This window comes from Alphaproteobacteria bacterium LSUCC0719 (assembly GCA_040839025.1).
GTDB lineage: Bacteria > Pseudomonadota > Alphaproteobacteria > Puniceispirillales > Puniceispirillaceae > UBA8309.
Genome location: JBFPJN010000002.1, coordinates 21,380 through 43,076, shown reverse-complemented (window position 1 = coordinate 43,076; position 21,697 = coordinate 21,380). Strand labels below are relative to the sequence as shown.

Genomic DNA, 21,697 nt, shown 5'->3' with positions numbered 1-21,697 from the left:
TCAAGGGTATGATGGTGGGGCCGTCGTACCTATGACAGGCAGTCCCGCATCGAGCCTGCGAGGTTCCGGATCAGGGTGAAATACAGCTCCGGTCCGGCAGTGATTGTGGCACCAAGCGGGTCTAGGACTCCGGTCTCAGCTTTGGTGTTTTCCGTGACGGTTACCACCAGCTTTGGTTCGAATTGCGGTTCGGAGAAAACACAGCGCGCATCCAGACGTCGGACCTTTGACTGCAGGTCGCGGACCCGCTCCGCCCCCGGCAGGACTTCCGGCGATACCGTGATCGAGCCGACAGCGGAAACTCCGAAACGTGTCTCGAAATATTGATAGGCGTCGTGGAACACGACATATCCCCGGCCCTTTACCGGCGCCAGTTCGGCGTCAATTTCGGTGACCAGATCGTTCAGTCTGGCCACGATCCTGTCGGCATTGGCGGCATAGGCCGCCGCATTGGCCGGGTCGACCTGTGAAAGTCTGTCTGCGATTTCGCGGACCATCGCCCCGGCGTTCAGCGGGTCGAGCCAGACATGCGGGTTGAATTCATCTTCGTCATGCCCGTGCTTGTTATGCCCGTGCTTGTCATGCCCGTGCTTGTCATGCCCGGAGTCATCATGCCCGCGCTTGGCATGGGATTTGTCAGCGTGATCATGCTTGTGGCCTTCATCCTCATGATCATCATCGTCATCATGGTCGTCATCATGGTCGTCATCATCTTCATCGTCTTTGCGACCTTTATGGTCATCATGGCCGGAATCATCATGCCCATGATCGTCAAAATCATCCCCCTCCCGGACTTTGATCTTTGACAGACCCCGGCTGTCCATCAGCTCCACGGAAACGGCCTTCCTTGCGATGCCGGTGATGGATTTTTCCAGAAACGCCTCAAGCTCAGGTCCGATCCAGAACACAAGATCCGCATTCTGCAGCTGTCCGGCCTGTGATGGCTTCAGAGCATGGCTGTGCGGCGACCCGGCCCCGGCGACAATCAGATCGGGTGTGCCGACGCCCTGCATCACGGCGGCAACCAGCGAATGCACAGGCTTGATAGACGCAACAACCCTTACCTCTGCCCTGGCCAGCGTTGTGCTTGCCACAATCATTGTCGCTGCCAGCGCGGTGCCGGCCGTGATCAATGCTGCGGCCAGAAAAGTGGCTCTGATGAGGCGCATAATTGTCTCCAAAGGGGATGAAATCTGTGGCCCATAGTAATGTTATAGTATAACATAAATCAAAATTAATTTTCGGCCGTGCCGGATACAGCGTCATTCGCCATGCCTATGGTGTCCGGAACAGCACCTCATGGATAGAGAACGGAACATGCTCATATCACTTGAAGATGCCGGTATTTACAGATCCGACAGATGGCTGGTCCGTGGCGTTTCGATGAATGTTGCCCCCGGCGAGATCGTCACGCTGATCGGGCCAAATGGATCGGGCAAGTCCACAACTGCCAAAATGGCGCTTGGCGTCCTCAACGCCGACGAGGGACGGGTCCGCCGCAAGGCAAATCTGCGGGCCAGCTATGTGCCGCAGAAGCTGGATGTGAACTGGACATTGCCACTTTCGGTTACGCGGTTCCTGCGCCTTACCAACAAGGCCAGCATGACCCAGATAGACGCTGCGCTGACGGCCACCGACACGCGCCATCTTGCCAGCGCCCAGATGAGCCGCCTGTCGGGCGGTGAATTCCAGCGTGTGCTGCTTGCCCGCGCGATTCTGCGGTCTCCGGAATTTCTGGTGCTTGATGAACCGGTGCAAGGGGTGGATTTCAATGGCGAGATTGCTCTTTACAAGCTGATTGAGAAAATTCGCAATCAGCTGAATTGCGGGGTGTTGCTGATTTCCCATGATCTGCATGTGGTGATGGCGACAACCGACCGGGTGATCTGTCTGAACGGCCATGTATGCTGTTCCGGCACACCGGCAAATGTCGCCTCGAGTGACGAATTCAAATCGCTGTTCGGCGCGCATGCCACCCCCGGTCCGGCCGCCTCCGGTTTGGCATTATATGAACACCGGCATGATCATGAACATCTGCCGGACGGGCGGATCAAGAGTGATGACGGGGTCGGGATCGATGCTTGATGATTTTTTCACCCGTGCCGTCATTGGCGGCATTGGCGTCGCCATGATGGCGGGGCCGCTTGGCTGTTTCATCATCTGGCGTCGACTTGCCTATTTTGGCGACACGCTGTCGCATTCGGCGTTGCTTGGCGTGGCGCTGGCGCTGCTGTTCGAGCTGAATGTCACCGCTGCCGTCTTCGGCATGTGTGTTGCCGTGTCGCTTCTTCTGATGATGTTGCAGCGCCGCGCCAGCCTGTCTGCGGACACGCTGCTTGGATTGCTGTCCCATTCGGCATTGGCTGTCGGGCTGGTGGTCCTGGCTTTCATGACATGGGTGCGGGTCGATCTGATGGGGTTCCTGTTTGGTGACATACTTGCCATCACACCGTTTGATCTGGCCGTCATCTGGGGTGGCGGGGCTGTCGTGCTGGCGGTTCTGGTCCGGATCTGGCAGCCGCTGTTCGCGGCAACGGTCAATTACGAGCTTGCCACCGCCGAGGGTGCGCGCCCCGATCTTGCCAACATCATCTTCATGATCATGATGGCGGCCGTGATCGCGATATCGATGAAGATTGTCGGGGTGCTTCTGATCACGGCACTGCTGATCATCCCGGCCGCCACCGCACGCCGGTTTTCAACCTCGCCGGAGCAGATGGCAATCATCGCTGCCCTTGTCGGTATGGGGTCGGTCTGGCTTGGTCTGATGGGATCGCTTGAGTGGGACACCCCGGCAGGCCCCAGCATTGTTGTTGCCGCCCTTGGCTGTTTTGTAATCTCGGTTCTGCCGCTGCCAGGATGGCGGGCCGGGGGTGATGGCCACAAGGGCTAGCCGGGCCCGCGATCCGGCATGACATCAAGAAGATGCGGCAATTGGTTGGCGTCAGGCGCCGCAGTGCCTAAATAGAAACCAGTATGATGGATGGTAACGGTCATTTTGCACAGGCGCTGCAGCGCTCGCGTGGTGAAGCGGATATCGCTTTCAAGGCTGGCGATCTTGCCAGGCTGTATCAACGCGGCGCGGCCAAGGCCCTGTTGCCGCGAAGCCACGGCATGGCGCATGAAGTCGTCATTGTGAATACAGCTGGCGGCATCACGGGCGGTGATCGCTACCGCTATGGCTGTGTGGCCGATGCCAGCAGGGTGATTGTCACAACACAGGCCGCCGAACGTGCCTATCAAAGCACCAGCGATGATATTGCCAGCATGAATGTACAGCTGACCGCAAAGCATGGCGCGGCGCTCCACTGGATGCCGCAGGAAACCATCCTGTTTGATGGCAGCCGCCTTGGTCGGCGCATCGAGGTTGATCTCGACACCAGCAGTGAATGCCTTGTTCTGGAATCGCTCGTCTTTGGCCGGCATGCGATGGGAGAACGGCTTCAGAACTGCCATTTCACCGACAGCTGGCGAATAAGAAGGGATGGCAGGCTGGTGCATGCCGAGGCGCTGTCCCTTACCGGCGATATGGACAGATTGCTTGGCGCGCGCGCCGGCGTGGCGGATGCCCAGATGGCGGCGACCCTCGTATATGTCGGCCCCCGTCAGGACCAGCTGCATACAGAAATCACCAATCTGCTGCCCTGTCTTGCGTCGCGCGCGGCGGTCTCCAGCTGGCAGGGGCGGCTCGTGCTGCGGCTATTGGCGTGTGAGACAATGACAGGCAAGACCGACCTGTCACGACTCCTGAATTCATTGAGCGGCCAGCAGGTGCCGCGTGTCTGGCAATCATGAGGTAGGATATGAAACTGACACCCCGCGAAAAGGACAAGCTGCTTGTCAGCCTTGCCGCCATGGTGGCGCGAGGACGGCTGGCACGTGGCGTAAAGTTGAACCATCCAGAGGCGATCGCGCTGATTACCGATTTCGTGGTCGAGGGCGCGCGTGACGGCAGATCGGTGGCGGAGCTGATGGAAGCCGGCGCACATGTGATCACGGCTGAGCAATGTATGGAGGGTATCCCCGAGATGATCCACGATGTTCAGGTCGAGGCCACGTTTCCCGATGGAACCAAGCTGGTGACCGTCCACCATCCCATCCGCAAGGGAGGCGCGTCATGATCCCGGGTGAAATCATGCCGGCAGACGGCAACGTCACGTTGAATGAAGGGGCTGAGTCGATCAGCCTTACCGTTGCCAATACAGGTGACAGGCCGGTTCAGGTCGGAAGCCATTACCATTTCGCCGAGACCAATCCGGCGCTGGATTTCGACCGTGACGCGGCCCGCGGCATGCGCCTGGATATCGCTGCCGGCACAGCCGTGCGGTTCGAGCCGGGACAGCGCCGCGAAGTGACGCTTGTGCCGCTGTCGGGCATGCGCCGTGTCTTTGGCTTCAATCAACAGATCATGGGAGAGCTGTGATGCCGAAACAGATTTCGCGTGCTGCCTATGCCGACATGTATGGTCCAACGACCGGGGATAGGCTGCGGCTTGCCGACACCGATCTCGTCATCGAGGTCGAGAAGGATTACACCCGCTATGGCGAAGAGGTGAAATTCGGCGGCGGCAAGGTGATCCGTGATGGCATGGGCCAGTCCCAGACAAGCCGTGCCGACGGTGCCGTGGACACCGTGATCACCAACGCGCTGGTTGTCGATGTATCGGGAATTTTCAAGGCTGATATCGGGCTGAAAGACGGTGTGATCGTCGGCATCGGCAAGGCCGGCAACCCGGATACGCAGCCTGGGGTGGATATCATTATCGGCCCCGGAACCGAGGCCATCGCCGGGGAAGGTCATGTGCTGACCGCCGGCGGGTTTGACAGCCATATCCATTATATCTGTCCACAGCAGATCGAGGATGCGCTGCATTCGGGTCTGACAACCATGCTTGGCGGTGGCACCGGTCCCGCGCATGGCACGCTGGCAACCACCTGTACGCCGGGCCCGTGGCATATTGGCCGGATGCTGCAATCGGCGGATGCGTTTGCGATGAACCTGGCCTTTGCCGGCAAGGGCAATGCGGCGCTGCCGGCAGCACTGGAAGAACAGGTGCGCGGCGGGGCCTGCGCGCTGAAACTTCACGAGGATTGGGGCACCACACCGGCCGCCATCGACAATTGCCTGTCCGTTGCCGATGCGATGGATGTACAGGTGATGATCCATACCGACACGCTGAATGAAAGCGGGTTTGTCGAACATACGGTGGCGGCGATGAAACAGCGTGTCATTCACGCCTTTCACACCGAAGGTGCGGGGGGTGGTCACGCCCCGGACATTATCAAGATCTGTGGCGAGTCCCACGTCCTGCCATCCTCGACCAACCCGACCCGTCCCTATACGGTGAACACGCTGGAAGAGCATCTGGACATGCTGATGGTCTGCCATCATCTCGACAAGTCGATCCCCGAGGATGTGGCCTTTGCCGAGAGCCGTATCCGGCGCGAAACCATCGCGGCCGAGGATATCCTTCATGACATGGGCGCCTTTTCGATCATTGCCTCGGACAGCCAGGCCATGGGCCGCGTTGGCGAGGTGATCATCCGCACATGGCAGACAGCGCACAAGATGAAGGTCCAGCGTGGCCGCCTTCCCCAGGAAACAGGTGACAATGACAATGTGCGGGTGAAACGCTATATCGCCAAATACACCATCAATCCGGCGATTGCGCATGGCATCTCGGCACATATCGGATCCATCGCCATTGGCAAACGCGCCGATCTGGTGCTGTGGCATCCGGCCTTTTTCGGTGTGAAACCGGAAATGGTGATCATCGGCGGCAGCATTGCCTGTGCGCAGATGGGCGACCCGAATGCCTCGATTCCGACGCCGCAGCCTGTCTATACCCGCCCCATGTTCGGCGCGTTCGGCAGGTCGGTTGAAAATTCAGCCGTGACATTTGTCAGCGCGGCTGCACAGGAAGACGGTATCGCCGACAGGCTTGGCCTTGCCAAGACAACGGTGCCGGTGATGAACACCCGGACCATTTCCAAGGCCGACATGGTTCACAATGCCTACTGCCCGCAGATCGAGGTGAATCCCGAGACCTACGAGGTGCGCGCCGATGGCGAGATACTGACCTGTGAGCCGGCCAGGGAACTTCCGATGGCACAGCGCTATTTCATGTTCTGAGGACGTCGGTGATGCATCTTGCCCAGGACATCGAGACACATATCCATGACGGTGACGCCGCAGACACGGTGACATTGGACTATGAGGCCCGTTTCCTGCGGCGCAGGCGGCTGGTCAGTGATGGCGGCGAGGCGTTTCTGGTGGAACTTGCCGAAACAAGGTCGCTCAACCAGGGCGAAGGGTTTCGGCTTGATGACGGGCGCGTCATTGCCGTGAGGGCGGCACCGGAACCGCTGTTGGCGGTGCGGCATCATAATCTGGCCCGCATTGCCTGGCATATCGGCAACCGCCACACACCCTGCCAGATTCTCGAAGATCACCTGCTGATCCGCGAGGATGCGGTGCTGCAGGCAATGTTGCAGGGGCTTGGTGCAGAGGTAACAGTGCTGACAGCGCCCTTTACGCCCGAAGGCGGTGCCTATGGGCATGGTCGCACGCATGGTCATGACCATGAGCATTGAGATGACAGCAACGCCCTCACACCATCTACTCACCCTGCAGAACTGGTTCTCGCCGGCCTTTCCCATCGGTGCCTTCAGCTATTCCGGGGGGCTGGAAACGGCCATCGCCGGCGGCGACGTCACTGATCGTGACAGTCTTGCGGCATGGCTGACGGTCCTGCTGCTTAACGGCACGGCCTTTACCGATGCGGTGTTCCTGCGGGCGACGCTGGCGGGTGAGGAGGTGAATGACCTGTGTCTGGCGCTGTGTGCCGGTGCCGAGCGACACCGGGAGACAACCGAACTTGGCGCGGCCTTTGCCACCGTCATGCGGGAGACGCGCGCACTCGATCTGCCATCCGGCTGTGCCTATCCCGTTGCTGTCGGGATGGCGGCCCGTCATCTTGGGCTGGACAGCCGGGCAACAATAGCGGCCTTTCTACAGGGTGCCTGCATGAACCAGATTTCGGTGGCGGTCCGCGGCGTGCCGATCGGACAGCTTGACGGGCAGTCCTGTCTGGTCTCGCTGATGCCGGTGATTGACCAGGCTGTCGCCACGGTCATGACAACAGATGTGGAAGCTGTTGGCGGCTTTGCTCTGGCAGCCGATCTTTGTGCCCTTGAACATGAAACAGCCACACAGCGGATTTACAGGACATGACTGTGCAGACCTCCCCGACATCCCGGTTGAAACATGGTCCGCTCCGCGTTGGCATCGGCGGACCGGTCGGGGCCGGCAAGACAAGCATGACCGAGGCGCTGTGCAGGGCCCTGTCGCCACATCTTTCAATGGCGGTGATCACGAATGACATCTACACCCGCGAGGATGCAGATTTTCTGGTGCGCGCGCAGGCGCTGCCGGCCGAGCGGATCCGCGGGGTGGAAACCGGTGGCTGCCCGCATACCGCCATCCGCGAGGATGCCTCGGTCAATCTTGCTGCCATCGAGGATCTGAAACAGGCCTTTCCGGATCTTGATCTGATTCTGATCGAATCCGGAGGCGACAATCTGGCCGCCACCTTCAGCCCGGAATTGGTTGATCTCACAATCTATGTCATCGATGTCTGCATGGGTGCCGATATTCCGCGCAAGAAAGGGCCGGCGCTTCTCAGATCCGACATGCTGGTCGTCAACAAGATCGAGCTGGCCCCGCATGTCGATGTCGATCTTGATCAGATGCGGGCCGATACAAGGGCCGGTCGCGGTGACCTGCCATTCATCTTTGGGTCCATGCGCAGGAATGCCGGCGTCGATGAACTTGTCGCCTTCCTGAAGGAGGCGGGCGGGTTATCATGACACCGACAGCCAGAGCCATGTTCGGTCGCGGATCTGGATCCCCCCGACCCATCCAGAGGTGACCCCATATAGAGGTGAAAATGTCCGACATCGATACATCCATTGGATTGAACGCGGATTTTTCCAAACGCGTTGTCATTCGCCCCGATACCCATATCTGGGAAGGGTCGCCGATGCCGGGTGTGCAGAGAATGAAACTGGACCGCATCGGCGACGAGGTCGCGCGCGCCACCTCGTTGGTGCGCTATGCGCCGCATAGCCGCTTTTCACCACATGAACATTCCGGTGGTGAGGAAATCTTTGTTCTGGAAGGCGTGTTTGGGGACGAGCATGGGGACTATCCGGCCGGCACCTATATCCGCAACCCCATCGGCACCAGACATCAACCGGTGATCGGCGCTCAGGGCGCCACGATTTTCGTCAAGCTCCACCAGTTCAGCCATCAGGACCAGACGCAGCTGGTAATCGACACAAACACCGCGCCCTGGCATCAGGGTCTGGTCGACGGGTTGACGGTGATGCCGCTGCACCAGCATGACGGCGAGAATATTGCGCTGGTGAAGTGGGCACCCAATACCCGGTTCAACGCGCACAGGCACTGGGGTGGCGAAGAAATACTGGTGCTTGAGGGCACCTTCCATGATGAACATGGCAGCTATCCCAAGGGAAGCTGGCTACGCAGCCCGCATCTGAGCGAACATTGCCCCTATACGACACAGGATGGCGCGCTGATCTATGTCAAGGTCGGGCACCTGGCCTGACAAAGGGGCTGCTGTCTGCCTGTCTATTGTCTGGCTCTACTGTCTGGCTCCATTGTCTGGCTGGCCCCAAGGTGACATCGCGGTCCGGTTCCCGGACGTTCCATGAAAACGAGGCCCCATTGTATTTTTCGCTATTCATCAGCGCGTTTCTGGCGGCAACGATCCTTCCCGCGCAATCCGAGGCGGTGCTGGCCTATCAGCTGTCGGTTTCGCCCGGCGCGATGGTCGGACTTGTTGCTGTGGCGACAGTTGGGAACGTTCTGGGGGCTGTGGTGAACTGGGGGCTGGGAAGGGGTTTCACCCGATACAGGCACCGCGCGTGGTTTCCCGTTCGCCCGCACAGGCTGGAAAGGGCGGAAAACCATTACCGGCGATTTGGTCGCTATTCCCTGTTGTTGAGCTGGGTTCCCTTTATTGGTGATCCCATTACCGTCGTCGCCGGCCTGTTGCGTGAACCGTTATGGTCGTTTGTGCTGCTGGTGAGCATCGCCAAATCTTCGCGCTACATCGTGATCGCGGCGGTTGTGTTGAATGTAATCTAGGCCCCGCGCCAACCGGCAGGTTTTATTGCCGGCATATCGAAAGATCAGCGAATTTTCGGGAATGCCATTTCAGGTTTGTAGTCGGCGAATGAATCGAGCGTCTGCCGGTTGCATTGTTCCTGCAGGTCGGTCCCCGGCTGGACTGCGGTAACCACCGGGTATTTCGCCCGATAGCCGGCTGTGCGGTCATTGTCTTCCATGGCGATGGCCATGATGCCGGCGACAATGCCCTGTTGCCGTTCGACAAGACGAATGGCACCGTCCATCGTGCCACCTGTCTCGATCCATTGATCAACAAGAAGAACCTTTGTTCCGGCGGCAAAGGCCGGCATCCGCATTTCCATGTCCTGCGTCCGTCCGGAATAGTTAGAGAAGGATACGGCGTCTGTATCGACACAGAGCTTGCCGGCCTTGCGGATTGGCAGGAAACCGACACCGATCCGCGTCGCGATGGCAGACCCCAGGACAAACCCCATCGCATCAAGACCTGCCACCACGTCACATGTCACACCTTCGAGATCGGCTGTGAGGTCATCAAGCAGCTGGGTGAACGCTTCGCCATTGATGTAGATCGAGGTTGGATCAAGCCAGGCAAATTTCTCGCCCTTTGTGTTTGGCGACATGATGTCGAGATACCAGCGTGCGTTTCCAGTGTCGGTCATGATGCGTCTCCCATTTTGCGACATACATCTATCAGACGCGACAGACGCGCCGGGTCAATGTTGTAGAAGTCGTTTTCCAAATTAATTCCGGTGGCGACCATGAAACAATCGACCATGGCGTAGTCATGGGCGTTCTCCGGGGTGATTCCGGACGCAAGCGCAATGGGCCGGTCGGGAAGCGCGCTCCGGAACTCCTCCAGCTTTGCAAGGTCGGCGGATTTGCCGGTCGCGATACCCGAGGTGGTCACCACATCCATAAAGCCGCCGGCAATGCCCGCAGCGCGGCGATAATCGGCCGGGTCGACGGGGCGTTGTTTCTTGAACGCCGTCCCGCCGAAATACAGCCCGTCCCAGCCGGATGTTGCCCGCGTTGCGGCGATCATTTCAGCTTCTGTCTGTGTGCCCCCGCTGTCGTCAACGCGCTCTTCAATGCGGGCGTCGTCTGCCCAGTAGGCGTCAATTCTGATGCCACGCGCGCCCAGATCGCCAAGGATGGGAAAGGCCTTCAAACCGGTCACAGCAAGAAAGTTCAGGCCAAGCCACAGATCCGGATACCGGCCGCGAATCGCTTCGACTATGGGCAGGAACGGCTCGATCCCGAAATCATGATTGATCAAAAAACACCCGTTGAGTCCCGCCTCGATGATCAGGTCGATATTGACCGCGGTCTGACGTTCATCCAGCACGTGGATGACCGGGAGTATGACAGGTCCAGGAGTGTTGAATTCGGCATGAAAATCAGATTGTTGCATTGTCATGATCAAAGTTGAATTGACGTCATATGCGATACACAAACGACATCACTCTAGTGCAAAATCAGCACATCGTTGCAGGCAATAAATTACCTAATATTGACAGCCAACCTTTACAGGACCGTAAAACTGATCATGCTGCTTTGTAAACAGCGACCATCAAAGGCGCGGCATAATTATGGGAGCAATTAGATGAAATCCACTGCAAACCTTCTCGGCTCAAAGCTGTCACGGCGGAAAGTGCTGACCTACGGCGCTGCAACCGCCCTGTCGACCCCCTTCATCTCGCGGGCCTGGGCCGCGCCGACCGAGATCAACATGCTGGCCTGGTATGGCCATGGCGAGCCCGACATCGTCGCCGAATTCGAGGCGGCCAACAACGTCAAGTTCAAGCCGAAATATTACGCTGGCGGGGACAACATGCTGGGGCTGATCGCGCAGTCGCCTCCCGGCACCTATGATGTCATTCTCTCGGATGGCGAATTCGTGCAGCAGTTGAACGCAGCCGGATATATCGAAGAGCTGAACTCCGCCGATTACCCGTTTGATGACATGCTCTATGAGGATTTCACGAAATTTCCAGGGCATTGGGCAGATGGCAAGCTGTTCTCGATGATGGTGCGGTTCGGCCATCTTGGCGTGTCCTACAACAAGAACGCCATCACGGCCGAAGAAGCGATGAGCTATTCATGTTTCTGGAAGCCCGAGGTGAAGGGCAAGGTCGGGCATTTCGACTGGCATCTGCCAAGCCTTGGCATGATGAGCCTGTATAATGGCAATGGTGCCGGGCTGTGGGATCTTTCGGATGGTAAATGGGATGCCGTCCAGGAAACCACCCTGTCACTGCGTCCGCAGGTTGGCGGTTATTTCGATTATGGCGGCACCTTCAACTCGCTGAAGAATGGCGAGATGCTGGCAATGTGCGGCATCGGTGACTGGATCACCGGCGTTCTTGAAAAGGACGGCGCGCCTGTTGGATCTGTTGTGCCAAAGGAAGGCGGCATCCAGTGGACCGAGTCCTATTGCATCGGCAAGGGGTCGGACAAGGCTGACATCGTCAAGAAGTTCATCCAGTACATGCTGTCAGCCGAAGGTCAGGTGAAGTCGGCGCAGATGGCTGCCTATCCGGGTTTCGCCATCACCAAAAGCGGCCGTGCCAAGCTGATCGAAGTCGATCGGGCCGAGGCCGAGCGCACAGGCCAGGTCGACGGCATGGCCAATGATCCGATCACCCTGGTCAAGGAAGGGCGTATCCATTACCGGAACATTCCGGTGCAGCAGTCGCTGGAGGACTGGAATGACTTCTGGTCCGAATACAAGAACGCCTGAATGGGTTTGATGACTGAAGGGAGGGCGGCGGTCCGCGCCGCCCGTCCCGTGACCGGACGATGGCATTCCGGTTGTCAATGTGATGAATGACTCCACCCCAACCACAGCTGCGTCATCTGCTGCGCGGCGATCCTCGGTATTCAAGCTGACATTTCGGCTGCCCATTGTTCTGTGGCAGTCGCTGTTCTTCATCGGTCCACTTTGCTTCATGGTGGCGATGTCTTTCTTCATCGTCCGCAATTACCGGATGCAAGAAGATTTTGTGATGAAGAACTGGGCCAAGATGCTTGGCCGCGATTATTTCTGGGACAGCTATATTCTGACCTGGGGATTGGCCGGGATTGGCACTGTTGTGACGATGCTGGTGGCATTTCCAGCTGCCTATGCGCTTGCTTTCAAGGTCAGTGAGACGGTCCGGCGCTGGGCCATTTTCATGCTGATCATCCCGTTTTTCACAAGCTATCTCGTGCGGATTTTCTCCTGGTATGTGATCCTTGCCGAAAGCGGTGTCATCAATGCCGGGCTCAGCTATCTGGGACTTGGTCCCTTTGTGATGCTGAACACCAAATTCGGCACGATTGTCGGCTATATGACGCTGACATTGCCGCTTGTCGTGATCCTGCAGACCTTTGCCCTGGCGAATGTCGACAAATCGCTTGTCGAAGCGGCGTTCAATCTTGGATGCCGGCCTTTTCGAACGATCTACCGGGTCATTTTGCCGATGGCGCGAACAGGGCTGATCATCGCCGCGGTGTTCTGTTTCATCCTGTCTTTCGGTGATTTTGTCAGCCCCTATTATCTCGGCGGCTCGAAACCGCCGACATTGCCGATCCTGATTGTCGATACGGTCAAATCGGGCCAGCAATGGCCACGCGCCGCCGTCGTGGCGGTGGTGATGATGGTGACGCTGTTCGTGGTGGCCTTTGCCGGCATCATGGCGGCCTATCGGCGGAGAGTCTGATGACGGACAATCGCACTCTTCGCTGGTGTCTGTATGGCTATCTTGCGCTGGTCTTCCTGTTCATCTTTGCGCCGATCATGTTCAGCGTGATCTTCTCTTTCAACTCGGACAGGTTCCCGACCATCCCGCTCGGCAGTTTCACGCTGAAATGGTACCAGACAGTCTGGAATGATCCGGATGTGTGGGAAGCGGCGCGTACCAGCCTGATCGTGTCACTTTCGACCGCGACCATCGCGACGGCGCTTGGCTTTGCCACCGCCTATACAGATTACCGCTACAGTTTCCGTTTGAAGCCGATCTATCTCGGGCTTGTGCTGTTGCCGCCGACCATTCCGTTGATCATCATGGCGCTGGCCATGCTTGCCTGGTTTGCCAAGCTTGGCATTTCGGGACAGGTCATGTCGATCATCATCGCCCACAGCGTTCTTACCGCGCCGTTCGCGATGGCGATCATCCGTCTGCGGCTGAGCCAGATGGATCCGAGCCTTGAAGCTGCGGCTTGGAATCTGGGGGCGAGCGAATGGGGTGCGATGCGCCGTGTCATCGTGCCGTTCTGCAAGCCGGCCATTATTTCGTCCTTCTGTCTGACCGCGGCGGTGTCGTTTGATGAATTTGCCATTTCCTGGTTTGTTTCGGGACTCAACAAGACCATCCCGGTCATCATCCTCGAGATCGTTACCGGCAATATCGACCCGCAGGTCAACGCAATAGGAAGTTTTGTTTTTCTCGTCTCGATGACGCTGGTGATCATCGCACAGGTGGTGCTGATGACCCGTCGAAAGAAGGAAGTTTGATCCCATGGAAACTCCACTTGTTGAATTCAGAGCGGTGGAAAAGCGGTTTGGCGATTTCGTTGCCGTAGAACGGGTCAATTTCACCATCGAAGCAGGGGAGTTTGTCGCCATCATGGGGCCGTCCGGCTGTGGCAAGACGACAACGCTGCGGATGCTGGCAGGTCTCGAGGCACCTTCAGAGGGTGACATTCTGATGGATGGCCGGGTGATGAACCATGTGCCGGCCCATGAACGTGATACGCCGCTTGTCTGGCAGTCGCTTGCGTTGTTCCCGTTTCTGACAGCCCGCGAAAATGTCGAATTCGGCTTGCAGATGCGCGGCGTTGGTGCTGCCGAATCCCGCCGACGGGCGCTGGAATGGCTGGACCGGATGGAAATTGCGGAATTTGCCGAAAGAGACATCGCCAGCCTTTCCGGAGGCCAGAAACAGCGTGTCGCGCTGGCCCGCTCGCTGGTGATCGAACCGCGAATTCTGCTTCTGGATGAACCGCTCTCGGCACTTGACGCCAATCTTGTCATTCGCATGCAGTCTGTGCTGACAAAACTTCAGCGTGAGCTTGGCATTACCTTCGTCTATGTGACGCATTCCCAGTCCGAGGCCTTTGCCATGGCCGACCGTGTGGTGATCATGTCACGCGGCCGCATATCGCAGATCGGGACGCCAAAAGATATCTATCGCGCGCCGGCCAACCGGTTTGTGGCTGAATTTGTCGGCCGGAACAACATCATCTCCGGCACCGTCACAAAGACCACCGCAAAGACGGTCACGATCGATGGAGGCCTTGGCAGCTTCACCGTGCAGCTTGGCCAGCATAACAGTCCGGCAAAGGGGGATGTGGCAAGCTTTGTCGTGGCTGCAGACCTTGCGCAGATATCTGTCACAAAACCCGGTTCTGGCAACAGCATCGCCTGTTCGCTGATTTCCGAGGAATTCATCGGGTCTGTCGTGACCCTGTTCCTGGAGGCGGCGGATGGCAGTGAATTGAAGGTGCAGTTGCAGGAACGCGAACTGTCGAAGATGGACCTGAAGTCTGCAACCACAATCTATCTCAACTGGGCGGCTGATCACGCCCACTATATCGGCGTGGACTGACAGCGTCCTTCACCGACGCAGACGTAAGGAAGGCAAGGATGATCCAGAACCCGATCCCATGGCCCAACGGCGCGCGATGCGCCTGTGTGATTTCCTTTGATATGGATGCCGACAGTCTGATCCATATCGCCAGGCCGGAAGATTCGCATGACAGGCTCTATCCGATCAGCATGGGGCGCTATGGTCCGAATGTAGCGATTCCGCGGATTCTGGAGACCTATCGGCGGCTTGGCATCCAGCAGTCCTTTTTTCTTCCCGGCTGGTGTGTCGAAACCTATCCGAAAGCGGTAGAGGCCATTCTGCAGGGTGGCCACGAGATTGGCCATCACGGCTATCTTCATGAAGACCCGATCGAGGCACCCGATCAGCGTTACTGGTTTGAACGCGCGCTGGCGGCATACCGGAAATATTGCGGTGGCACGCCGGCGGGGTATCGCGCGCCTGTCTATAATATCAACCAGGAAGTCGTTGATCTGCTGGTTGAGCATGGGTTCCGGTACGAATCCTCGATGATGGCTGACGATATTCCCTATCGGGTTGAAACAGCCAGGGGCGGGTTCTGGGAAATGCCGGTGCATTGGGGCACCGATGACTGGCCGCCCTTCGCGCATTATGCCGAGATCGGATATATGATGCCGGTAAAGGCGCCATCGCAGGGACTTGCCGCGTTCTGGGAGGAATTCGACGCCGCCTATGAGGCGGGTGGGTTTTTCATGCTGATTGTCCACCCCTTCCTGACCGGCAGGCTGGCGCGCTGGCGTCAGGTTGAAACATGGCTGGAGGAAACCCTTCAGACAAAGGATGTATGGTTCGCCCGGCTGGATCAGATTGCCGATCATCTGGACGGGCTGGTGGCGCGCGAAGAATACAGGCCGCGGGTGGAAACCCTGCCCTATTACACAGGGCCGCAGGGTGGCTGAACCGATGGCTCAGACAGGACAGGACAGGACAGGACAGGAGAGTGTCATGGTGACCGATACCGACAGGCAGATGCTGAAGATTGCCTATGAACAGGCAAAGCTGGGCTTTGATGAGGGGGGATGCCCCATCGGGTCGGTGCTGGCGCGCGGGGGCCGGGAGGTGTCTCGTGGTCATAACCAGCGCGTGCAGCAGGGGGATCCGATTGCCCATGGAGAAATGGACGCCCTTCGCAAGGCTGGCCGACAGAAGACCTATCGGGATACGGTTCTCTACACGACCCTCAGCCCCTGCATGATGTGCAGCGGCACCATTGTGCAGTTCGGAATTCCGCGCGTGGTTGTCGGGGAGAACACCACCTTTGGCGGGAATGAGGATTTCCTTCGCCAGCACGGCGTTGACGTGGTGATTGCCGACGACCCGGACTGTATCGCGCTGATGGAAAGATTCATCCGCGAAAAGCCCGAATTATGGGCCGAAGACATCGCGGAGGACTGATCCGGGGGTGAAGACGCCTTCCTGCGGCCAGACCGGCAGCGTTCCGAACCGTTCACACGCTGTTGAATGAGGGGTATCTGCTGGCATCTCGCGAAGGTCGACATTACCGGCTTTGTCCCTCGGTACTGCGTCTGGGTGACGGTTGTCAATCAAGCCGTGAATTGCTTGAGATCGCCCAGCCTGCCCTGATGCAGGCTGCCATGGTAATCAGCAGGGGACTTGGATGGAAACAAACAACATCCGCAGGATCCGAAGAGACATTCGGCCTCGCGTACATGCTTGTGGACGGTGTTGCGGGACAAGCCCGGTCGCCGGGCAACAAGACCGACATTTCCACCTGTCTCTTTCCGGCTCCACTTGATCATTGCTCAGGCGTTCCGCCAGTGCCGAGGTCCCACCAAAGCCCGGTCATCAGGCGCAGGGCGGTCTGCGTTGTGCCCTCGAGGATATGTTCGTTCGGGGCATGTTGCGAGCATCCTGCATAGGAATGCGGCACCCAGATTGTGGGCAGTCCCAGAACATCTGCGAACACATCATTCGGCAACGAGCCGCCGAGATTCGGCATCACGGAAATCTCGGCGTCATGTGTCCTGGCAAGCGATGCGACAACCCATTCTGCCCACGGGTGGTCAGGGTCAAGTCTGGTCGCATACATGGGGTCACGCTCGGCCTTGATTTCGATTGCCTCGAACCCGTGCCTGTCGAGATGCTGCCGTAACGCTGGCAGCAGTCGATCAGGGTCGGTGCCAACCACATAGCGCAAATGTCCGAAAGCAACTGCCGACGGGGGAATCGCATTTGCCGGTGACTGGGGATTGCCGGTCTCGAATGCACGGATTTCAAAAGTATTGCTGGCAAAGACCCGTTCAGCCGGGGTCATATCCGGCTCACCCCAGTTTGGATTTATGGACGGGGCGTTTTCACCGCCCCCAACATCAAGCCTGGCGATGGCGGCCCGCACCGAATCCGTTATCTGCGTGCTGCGCCAGCCCTCGACGAGGATCTTGCCAGTGGCATCGATCATGCTGGCGATGGCATGTGCCATTACAATGCCGGGATTGGTCAACAAACCGCCCCAGTTACCGGAATGATGGGCACCCTCATGCACATCAAGGCGCATGGTGAAATTGAACACGCCGCGTGACCCCATGAAAATGGTCGGCTTGTCCGGGTGAATGCGTGGCCCGTCCGACGCGATGAATACATCGGCGTCAAAAAGATGTTTGTGGGTTGCACAGAATTCCCTCAATCCCGGCGATCCGCGCTCCTCGCCCATCTCGAGCAGAATGATCACGTTGAATCCAAGGTTGCCACGCACATCCAGAACGGTCTTCAGCGCGGCAAGATTGATCGTATGCTGGCCCTTGTTGTCAGCTGTGCCGCGCCCGTACCAGCGATGTCCGACCTTTGTGATGCGCCACGGGTCCATGTCATCAATCCATCGGCCATCATACCCTGCGACAACATCACCATGCCCATAAGTCATCACGGTTGGCAGATTGTCGCTTTCCTGCCGTCTTGCCACCAGTATCGGGCCGGCATCGCTTCGCGGATTGGGGTGAATTGTGCAGTCAAACCCCATCGCGGAAAGATAGGGCACCATCTCATCGTCAAGGTAACTCTGCAGCGCCGCTTCGCAGCCTTCGAGGTTGCTTTCTGTCCTGAAGGCAACCCGCCGTGCCAGATCAACATCAAAAGACCCGTTAAGAAAATAATCGTCAATCCGGCTGAGTGCCTTGTCACGTCCCATATCTGCTCTCCTGAGAGATTTTCCTTAACCACTGCGCCAAATGATGAAACATCACCTCAATGATGGCTTGATGAGTTTTCGTACGCTGGGGGACACAAAAAGACCGGCAACCCCGCCAAAAAGCATCATATACCAGATCGCATTGTCTATGCCGACAAGGTCACCCAGAAAGCCGACGGCAGTTCCGCCACACACCAGACTGCCAAATGAAATCGTCGACCACCAGGTCATGACCCTGGCCCTGTAGTTCTCCTGAACCTCGAGTTGGATCAAAGTCTGCGCGCCGATCCCGACAATTGTCGCCGTGAAACCGGTGGTGATGAAAATCAGGATGACAGGTGTCAGATCGGCGGACATGTTCAACAGCGCCGTTGTCACGATTCCCAGCATGGCCATCGGCCAGAGGCCTTTCTGTATCTGTGATTTGTCAAGCTTGCCAAGCCCGATCCACCCCGAAGCAAGCAGTGATCCGAGACCGGCTGCAGCCGTGACAATGGCCAGGATATGGCTTTCTCCACCCATGATCTGGCCAACAATGGCTGGCTGGATTTCCAGAACGCCGCGTACAAAGAAGCTGTTCAACGCGACAAGACACAAGGTTGAAAAAATGATGGGTGTGCGAAGCGCAACCGCACCGCCATCAATCATTCGTTTCAGGAAACTGGCGGGCTCGGCTGTGTCGCCTGTTCGGGGTTGCAAGACAAGAAAATACAATGACACGATCAGTGGCACATACAGCAAGGTTGCGATGAAAAGTGTCTCCGAAAGCCCCAGCAGATGAATTGTCAGGCCAGCCAGGCCGGGGCCGATGATCCTCGACAGGTTCCAGGAAACGGAATTCAGTCCAACAGCACTGGCAAGATAGGGTCTTGGCACGACAAGGGAGATGAAGACCAGCCTGATCGGATGATGGAATGCACTTAGCAACCCGAGCGCCGTTGAACAGGCCACCAGGGTGAAAAGATTGTGCAACCCCAAAAGCTGAATGACAAAGATCACGCCGCTGATACCCACCATCATTATCTTTGTGGCAAGCATGGCATAGCGTGAGTTCCACCGTTCTGCGAACACGGCTATGAACGGCCCAAGCAGCCCGACAGGTGCCATCAGCAGCAGGGAGACAACGCTTGTCCAGAATGTCGATTCGGTGATCTGCCAGGCCAGCCACCCCAGCCCGACCTTTTGCACCCATGTACCCAGCAGAGACAGGGTATTCGTCAGGAAGTAACCGACAAAACTTGGAAGGGTGAGAGCATTCATGCGTTTGAATGGCGGAGAATGAATTGTTCAACCAGACTGTTAAATCCGTCTGCATCCTCGCAATAGGGCGCGTGACCAACGCCCGCCATTTCAATCCGCTCCGCGTTCGGCAAATCGGAAATCAATGCCTGGAGCGCATCGGGTTTGATGACAATGTCATCCTGCGCGGAGAGGATGAGAGTCGGGCACTCAATGTTCGAAAGATAGGGTGTCGTATCCAGATGCTGCATCGCCACACCGCCCCATCTTATGCCCTCAACGCGGATGTCTCCGGCAATCGACACCAGAAATTCATGCAATTCAGACGACAAGGTTGCCGACAGCATACGCTCAATTCGGAGCGTGCCATATTCGAGATCGTTCAGGCGCATTCGCTGGTCGATACGACTTTGAACATCTTCGGACAGTGGTTCGCTCTCGGGCCTGGCCCGTCCCTTGTGTGTGCAGGAAAGAATGAGGCCTGCACAATGGTGCCTGTTCTGTGAAGCTATCACCTGCGCCAGCATCCCGCCCATCGAATGCCCAATCAGCCAGAAAGACGGCAAGTTCAAGTTTGACAGCATTGAGGCGACCTCTTCGGCGAATCCGGCCATGCCACCTTCAAAAACCGATGTTTCACCAAAGCCCGGAGCGTCAATCGAAATTACCCGGAATGTGAGAAAATGAGTGAACTGGTAATGCCAGCTTGCGCTGTTGCCATTGAATCCATGCAGGAATACCAGGGTCGGCGGCTCGCCGGTGATGCCTACTGGCTCCTGTCGTCGATAGGAAATGCGCCGATTAGACTGTGTATCTTTGTAGATTGTTCTGCCGGGAAGATCTGCAAGCCCTGGGACCATCGCCTTGTCCTTCGTAAATTCTAGACAACAGGTTTTTTTCAATGAATAGTTTTTAAGACATAAATGCATTCGAGGGGAGAAAACAATGAGTGTGCTTCGACTATTTACCTTTGGCATGGCGGCGATGCTGTTCTCGGCAAGCGCCATGGCCGCGGAACTTCGGATCGGATTGAAATCTGAACCCAGCTCCATAGACCCCCATTATCATAATCTCGGGCCGAATAACGCATTTTCGACCCATATCTTCAGTGCGCTGGTAGGAAGCGATGAAAATCAGCAGCATTTTCCCGACCTTGCCGTTTCCTGGACTCCAATCAACGACACAACCTGGGAGTTCAAGCTTCGCAAAGGCGTGAAGTGGCATGACGGAAGCGATTTCACCGCAGATGACGTGATTTTCACTGTCGAGCGTGCGCAGAACGTGCCGAATTCACCATCAAGCTTTGTCACCTATCTCAAGGGAAAAACCTTTGAAAAGGTTGATAGCCACACCATCCACATCAAAACCGAAAAACCCTATCCGCTGATGCCGAACGATATGACGACCGTCAAAATCATTTCGGCGAAGGCTGGCACGGGTGCCTCCACCGAGGATTACAACAGCGGCAAGGCTGCCATCGGCACCGGGCCCTATCGGTTTGTAGAATGGGTTCCTGGCGATCGAATCGTGCTTGAGGCCAATCCCAATTATTTCGGAGAGAAAGCTGGTTTTGACAAACTCACATTCAAACCGATTAAGGCCGGCCCTGCGCGGATCTCGGCATTATTGGCTGGGGACGTAGATTTTATTGATAGCGTGCCACCATTGGATGTCGCGCGTCTGAAGACGCAGAGTTCAGTCGCATTGAGCAGTGGTCCCTCGAACCGTGTGATCTATCTGCACATGGATCAGTTCCGCGAGAATTCACCGCATATCACGGCGAAGGACGGCAGCCCGATCAAGAACCCGCTTCTCGACGTTCGGGTTCGCAAGGCGATCTCGCATGCCATCAATCGTGATGCCATCGTGGCACGGGTGATGGAAGGCATTGCTGTTCCGGCGGGACAGTTGCTTCCAGCCGGGTTCCACGGAGTGTCTAATAAAATGTCGCCGCCAAAATACGATCCTGAGCTGTCAAAGAAGCTTCTGGCCGAAGCTGGCTATGCTGACGGTTTCAAGATGACCATTCATGGCCCGAATGACCGCTATATCAACGACGCCAAGATTGCTGAGGCGCTGGCGCAGATGCTTACAAGGATCGGTATCGAGGCGAGTGTCGAGACAATGACCAAGGCTGTGTATTTCAGTCGTGCTTCAACCGGTGGACCTGACAAGTCGCCTGAGTTCAGCTTTATGGTTCTTGGCTGGGGCGCGGGTTCCGGCGAAGCTTCATCTCCGCTTAAGGCGTTGCTCCATACCTATGACAAGTCCAAGGGCATGGGAGCTGCAAATAGAGGCCGCCATTCTGATCCGAAGGTGGATAAGTTGGTCCAGAGCGCCCTCGCGACGGTTGACTCGGATGCGCGTGGCAAACTGCTTGCCGAGGCCACCGAAATAGCTGTGGGTGAAAACTTCGGTGTCATTCCGCTTCATTACCAGGTGAACACCTGGGCATCGAAGACGGGATACGCTTATACCCCGCGTACGGACGAGCGCACCATCGTGATGGGGCTGCAGGCGAACTAGCTTC

Annotated in this window: 24 protein-coding genes; 18 read left to right on the top strand and 6 right to left on the bottom strand. The window is 57.4% G+C overall.

All coding sequences use genetic code 11. The features are described 5' to 3' along the window. Nucleotides 1-29 precede the first annotated feature (29 nt). Nucleotides 30-1,169: a zinc ABC transporter substrate-binding protein gene (locus AB3X55_04930; GenBank protein MEX0502920.1), complete on the bottom strand. Its 1,140-nt coding sequence runs from the start codon at nt 1,167-1,169 to the stop codon at nt 30-32. Nucleotides 1,170-1,317: 148 nt separating this feature from the next. Here AB3X55_04930 and AB3X55_04925 point away from each other — a divergent pair, with 148 nt between their 5' ends. From AB3X55_04925 to AB3X55_04875, 11 genes are all read left to right on the top strand, one after another. Then, nucleotides 1,318-2,085, top strand: a complete 768-nt coding sequence (locus tag AB3X55_04925) for an ATP-binding cassette domain-containing protein (GenBank protein MEX0502919.1) — start codon at nt 1,318-1,320, stop codon at nt 2,083-2,085. Next, the gene (locus AB3X55_04920) at nt 2,078-2,893 is read left to right on the top strand and encodes a metal ABC transporter permease (protein MEX0502918.1); all 816 of its coding nucleotides are present in this window, start codon (nt 2,078-2,080) and stop codon (nt 2,891-2,893) included. The genes AB3X55_04925 and AB3X55_04920 overlap by 8 nt, the downstream gene beginning before the upstream one ends. An 83-nt stretch (nt 2,894-2,976) precedes the next feature. After that, nucleotides 2,977-3,795, top strand: a complete 819-nt coding sequence (locus tag AB3X55_04915; protein MEX0502917.1) for an urease accessory protein UreD — start codon at nt 2,977-2,979, stop codon at nt 3,793-3,795. 8 nt (nt 3,796-3,803) lie between these two features. Beyond that, nucleotides 3,804-4,121: an urease subunit gamma gene (locus tag AB3X55_04910; protein MEX0502916.1), complete on the top strand. Its 318-nt coding sequence runs from the start codon at nt 3,804-3,806 to the stop codon at nt 4,119-4,121. Further along, nucleotides 4,118-4,423, top strand: a complete 306-nt coding sequence (locus AB3X55_04905) for an urease subunit beta (protein MEX0502915.1) — start codon at nt 4,118-4,120, stop codon at nt 4,421-4,423. The genes AB3X55_04910 and AB3X55_04905 overlap by 4 nt, the downstream gene beginning before the upstream one ends. Next, nucleotides 4,423-6,132 (top strand): urease subunit alpha, encoded by a 1,710-nt coding sequence (gene ureC, locus AB3X55_04900; GenBank protein ID MEX0502914.1) that lies wholly within the window; start codon nt 4,423-4,425, stop codon nt 6,130-6,132. Before AB3X55_04905 ends, ureC begins: the two co-directional genes overlap by 1 nt. An 11-nt stretch (nt 6,133-6,143) precedes the next feature. After that, nucleotides 6,144-6,593 (top strand): urease accessory protein UreE, encoded by a 450-nt coding sequence (locus tag AB3X55_04895; GenBank protein MEX0502913.1) that lies wholly within the window; start codon nt 6,144-6,146, stop codon nt 6,591-6,593. Nucleotide 6,594: 1 nt separating this feature from the next. Next, nucleotides 6,595-7,233 (top strand): urease accessory protein UreF, encoded by a 639-nt coding sequence (locus AB3X55_04890; GenBank protein MEX0502912.1) that lies wholly within the window; start codon nt 6,595-6,597, stop codon nt 7,231-7,233. Nucleotides 7,234-7,259: 26 nt separating this feature from the next. Then, complete coding sequence (gene ureG / locus AB3X55_04885; protein ID MEX0502911.1) at nt 7,260-7,868, top strand: urease accessory protein UreG; 609 nt, start codon at nt 7,260-7,262, stop codon at nt 7,866-7,868. Nucleotides 7,869-7,948: 80 nt separating this feature from the next. Next, nucleotides 7,949-8,629 (top strand): cupin domain-containing protein, encoded by a 681-nt coding sequence (locus AB3X55_04880; GenBank protein ID MEX0502910.1) that lies wholly within the window; start codon nt 7,949-7,951, stop codon nt 8,627-8,629. A 119-nt stretch (nt 8,630-8,748) separates the two neighbouring features. After that, nucleotides 8,749-9,171 (top strand): YqaA family protein, encoded by a 423-nt coding sequence (locus tag AB3X55_04875; GenBank protein ID MEX0502909.1) that lies wholly within the window; start codon nt 8,749-8,751, stop codon nt 9,169-9,171. Nucleotides 9,172-9,215: 44 nt separating this feature from the next. Here AB3X55_04875 and AB3X55_04870 read toward each other — a convergent pair whose 3' ends face one another. Together AB3X55_04870 and AB3X55_04865 are read right to left on the bottom strand one after the other, a co-directional pair. Then, a complete protein-coding gene (locus tag AB3X55_04870) occupies nt 9,216-9,833 on the bottom strand; it encodes a phosphoribosyltransferase family protein (GenBank protein MEX0502908.1) in 618 nt (205 codons plus the stop codon). Next, a complete protein-coding gene (locus AB3X55_04865) occupies nt 9,830-10,585 on the bottom strand; it encodes an adenine phosphoribosyltransferase (protein ID MEX0502907.1) in 756 nt (251 codons plus the stop codon). The genes AB3X55_04870 and AB3X55_04865 overlap by 4 nt, the downstream gene beginning before the upstream one ends. Nucleotides 10,586-10,777: 192 nt before the next feature. Between AB3X55_04865 and AB3X55_04860 the strand changes: the two genes are divergently transcribed. From AB3X55_04860 to AB3X55_04835, 6 genes are all read left to right on the top strand, one after another. After that, nucleotides 10,778-11,914 carry a spermidine/putrescine ABC transporter substrate-binding protein gene (locus AB3X55_04860; protein ID MEX0502906.1) on the top strand — a complete coding sequence of 379 codons (1,137 nt, stop codon included), beginning with the start codon at nt 10,778-10,780 and terminating at the stop codon, nt 11,912-11,914. Nucleotides 11,915-11,996: 82 nt separating this feature from the next. Next, entirely contained in the window at nt 11,997-12,875 is an 879-nt protein-coding gene (locus tag AB3X55_04855; GenBank protein ID MEX0502905.1) for an ABC transporter permease, read from the top strand. Next, nucleotides 12,875-13,669 carry an ABC transporter permease gene (locus tag AB3X55_04850; protein ID MEX0502904.1) on the top strand — a complete coding sequence of 265 codons (795 nt, stop codon included), beginning with the start codon at nt 12,875-12,877 and terminating at the stop codon, nt 13,667-13,669. Before AB3X55_04855 ends, AB3X55_04850 begins: the two co-directional genes overlap by 1 nt. A 4-nt stretch (nt 13,670-13,673) precedes the next feature. Next, the gene (locus AB3X55_04845; GenBank protein ID MEX0502903.1) at nt 13,674-14,762 is read left to right on the top strand and encodes an ABC transporter ATP-binding protein; all 1,089 of its coding nucleotides are present in this window, start codon (nt 13,674-13,676) and stop codon (nt 14,760-14,762) included. Between the two features lie 38 nt (nt 14,763-14,800). Next, nucleotides 14,801-15,682: a polysaccharide deacetylase gene (locus tag AB3X55_04840; protein ID MEX0502902.1), complete on the top strand. Its 882-nt coding sequence runs from the start codon at nt 14,801-14,803 to the stop codon at nt 15,680-15,682. Nucleotides 15,683-15,728: 46 nt separating this feature from the next. Beyond that, on the top strand, nt 15,729-16,178 hold the full coding sequence (locus tag AB3X55_04835) for a nucleoside deaminase (protein ID MEX0502901.1): 450 nt from the start codon (nt 15,729-15,731) through the stop codon (nt 16,176-16,178). Between the two features lie 361 nt (nt 16,179-16,539). Here the strand turns inward: AB3X55_04835 and AB3X55_04830 are convergent, their stop codons facing one another. From AB3X55_04830 to AB3X55_04820, 3 genes are read right to left on the bottom strand one after another with little or no spacing between them, the layout of a single operon-like run. Beyond that, nucleotides 16,540-17,928 (bottom strand): M20 family metallopeptidase, encoded by a 1,389-nt coding sequence (locus AB3X55_04830; GenBank protein ID MEX0502900.1) that lies wholly within the window; start codon nt 17,926-17,928, stop codon nt 16,540-16,542. Between the two features lie 51 nt (nt 17,929-17,979). Next, a complete protein-coding gene (locus AB3X55_04825) occupies nt 17,980-19,188 on the bottom strand; it encodes an MFS transporter (protein ID MEX0502899.1) in 1,209 nt (402 codons plus the stop codon). Next, nucleotides 19,185-20,174: an alpha/beta fold hydrolase gene (locus AB3X55_04820; protein ID MEX0502898.1), complete on the bottom strand. Its 990-nt coding sequence runs from the start codon at nt 20,172-20,174 to the stop codon at nt 19,185-19,187. The genes AB3X55_04825 and AB3X55_04820 overlap by 4 nt, the downstream gene beginning before the upstream one ends. Between AB3X55_04820 and AB3X55_04815 the strand changes: the two genes are divergently transcribed. After that, nucleotides 20,113-21,693: an ABC transporter substrate-binding protein gene (locus AB3X55_04815; protein MEX0502897.1), complete on the top strand. Its 1,581-nt coding sequence runs from the start codon at nt 20,113-20,115 to the stop codon at nt 21,691-21,693. The genes AB3X55_04820 and AB3X55_04815 overlap by 62 nt on opposite strands. Nucleotides 21,694-21,697 lie beyond the last annotated feature (4 nt).